The sequence below is a fragment of the Rhodoferax sp. genome, from assembly GCF_023701345.1.
GTDB lineage: Bacteria > Pseudomonadota > Gammaproteobacteria > Burkholderiales > Burkholderiaceae_C > Rhodoferax.
The window spans coordinates 1-2748 of sequence record NZ_JAMPXE010000223.1 but is presented as its reverse complement, the minus strand read 5'-3'; the positions used below and the strand labels follow the sequence as shown (position 1 = coordinate 2748).

The 2748-nt window shown below is 59.2% G+C and carries 3 protein-coding genes; 1 reads left to right on the top strand and 2 read right to left on the bottom strand.

Going from position 1 to position 2748, the window contains the following annotated elements; genetic code table 11:
* The coding region (gene priA, locus NDI87_RS17430; protein WP_296276864.1) for a primosomal protein N' at positions 1-947 on the top strand (947 nt) is incomplete at its 5' end.
* A 24-nt stretch (positions 948-971) separates the two neighbouring features.
* Here the strand turns inward: priA and NDI87_RS17425 are convergent.
* Positions 972-1769, bottom strand: coding sequence for a class I SAM-dependent methyltransferase (locus NDI87_RS17425; protein ID WP_296276862.1), 798 nt, complete (start codon positions 1767-1769; stop codon positions 972-974).
* Between the two features lie 142 nt (positions 1770-1911).
* Positions 1912-2748: AEC family transporter (locus NDI87_RS17420; protein WP_296276861.1), on the bottom strand; the 837-nt coding region annotated here is incomplete at its 5' end.

The window sequence follows — 2748 nt, the reverse complement described above, 5'->3', positions numbered from 1 at the left end:
GCAGCGACTGCGACTGGAAAAGCGAATGTCCCCACTGCAGCGCCTACCGGGTGTTCCACAAGATTGACCGCACCCTGCGCTGCCACCACTGTGGTTTGAGTGAGCGCGTACCGCGCGCCTGTCCCGCCTGCGGCAACCCCGATGTCACCCCGCTGGGGCGCGGTACCGAACGGCTGGAAGAACACCTGGCTGAATTGCTGGCGGGGGTACAGCGTCCGGACGGTCAACCGGTGCGCATTGTGCGCATTGATGCCGACACCACGCGACTCAAGGGCGCGCTCGAATCACAACTGGCCCAGGTGCACACGGGCGAGGTGGATGTGCTGGTGGGCACCCAGATGATTGCCAAAGGACATGACTTTCGCCGCATCACGCTGGTGGCCGCCGTCAACCCTGACAACGCCTTGTTTTCCAGCGATTTTCGCGCGCCCGAGAGACTCTTCAGCCTGTTGATGCAGGCGGCCGGACGCGCCGGACGCGATGAAACCGTGACCAGGCAGAGCGAAATGTGGCTGCAGACTTTTCTGCCCACACACCCCTTGTATGAAGCACTGAAAAAACACGACTTCCCCGCTTTTGCTGCCTCACAACTGAAAGAGCGCCTGCAGGCCGCCATGCCGCCCTTCAGCTTCCAGGCCTTGGTCCGGGCCGAAGCGCGCAGCCAGGAAGCCGCGCAAGGCTTTTTGACCCTGGCCAGTCAGGCCGCCGCCAGCCAAAGTGACACGGCCGCCCTGCTGGTGCAAGTCACGCTTTATCCGGCGGTGCCTATGAGCATGGCGCGCATTGCCAACATCGAGCGCGCGCAAATGCTGGTGGAAAGCCCTTCACGCACCGCGCTGCAGCGGTTTTTAAGTAGCTGGCAAGGGGTGCTGCACAGCACCCGGACACAGCCTGAATGCAAAGGCGTGATCCGTTGGGCAATCGACGTGGATCCGCACAATATCTGAGCGACTCTCCGCGAGTGGCAAAGTTCAGGCGGCCGCTTTGGTTGCCACAATCACCTGGAAATTATCAAAAAACACGGTGTGGCGCTCGCAGGTCACGCCAGGCATGGACTGCAGTTGCAACACCGGGTCGTGCGTATTCCACAACGCCAGGCCATAGGGTTCAAAAACCTTGAAATAGGTCCAGCTCAAGGCGCGCAGCACCCAGGGGCGAGGTTTGTGGAACTCGCCAAGATACAGCTTGCCGCCCGGCTCAAGCACCCGCATGGCCTCGTTGAGCGCTTCAATCTTGAGGTGATTTGGCAATTCATGCAACAGGAAAAACATGACATTGGCGCGCACTGAACCGTCGGCCTGCTTCATGGCAATCGCATTGTCCTGCGTGTAGACGGTTTTACCGGCGTGCGCGGTCAGCTTGCTCTCGGCATGGTCCAGCTCATTTTGAATGATGTCGGCCACCAGCACCTTGCTGGCCCCGGCGTCAACAGCGGCCTGCGTCACGCGTGGCATGACATTGCCAAAGGCACAGGAGGTGATCAGCACCTGCTTGCCTTTCAAGTTGTCACGGTTCAGGCCATTCACGATGAGGGACACCAGGTGGCTGTACTGGAATAGCAAAATCGCTGAAATGATGGGCTGCCAGTCAATCAGACGGATCAGGCGCATATTGGAATAGATCGGGTACACATGCGCAGCATCGTGCGTGAGTCGTCCGGTGATGCCGCGCATGAGCAGCGCGCCACGCGTCAAGGTAAAGAAAAACAAAGCGGTGCTGGCCAGCACCACGACCACAGTAAAGAAGGTATATGAAAACCAGGAAGGCATTGCATTCTTTCAAATAACGGGCGTGTAAACCACCCAAGGCATCAAAAAAGTTCCAGAACCAATTACACACCCGCGGGAAAACCCTGTATTGATTTGGATCAAAATGCAAACAGGCTTTGACAAAAGAGAGATGCCGACTCGGCTAAATCATCAGTGCCACGGCCATTGAAAACGTCACGAACGCCGTGGCGGTTGAGACCAGAATGATGCGGGCAATGCGCCCGTTGTCAGCGCCAAAGCGCTCGGCCAGCAACGACACATTGCTGGCGCTTGGCAATGCCGCCGTGAGCACCATCACCGTCAAGGCAAAGCGCGACAAGGGCAGTCCCAGACTGATCAGCCCGGAGCCCACCAGCAGCACCAGCAGCGGATGCACAAACAACTTGAATAGTGCCACCGGCAAATAATCCCGCAGCAGTGGCGCGGTAACATGCCCCGCTTTGGCGAGTATCTGGGCACGTGCCAGCACCGCGCCAATCGTGAACAACGCCACCGGGGAGGCCGCATCGGCCAGCAAGCCAATCGTTTGCGCCACCGGTTTGGGGGGCTCCCAACCGACCACAGACACCAGCGCCCCCAATAAAATAGCCCAAGGCAACGGGTTGGCCAGCACGCCCTTGAGGGCTTTGTTGAACGCCTTGGCGGCACCATGCTCCTCGGCGCCATCCAGCCGTGACAGCGCAATACACAGCGAGGTGGTCACGATCATGTCGATCACCATGGTCAAAATCACCGGCCCGGCCGATTGCGTACCCAGCAAAGCCACCAGCAGTGGCACGCCCATGAACCCGGAATTGGGAAATGCCGCCACCAGCGCGCCAAAAGAGGCATCATTCCAGCCAATGCGTGCATTCAGACTGACCGCCACCGTCAACCCCACCGTGATGAGTGCGCACAGCAGCCAGGTGGCGAAAACGCCCAGGTCCAGCAGTTGTCCAATCGGCGTGTTGGCGCCAAATCGGTACAACATGCACGGCAG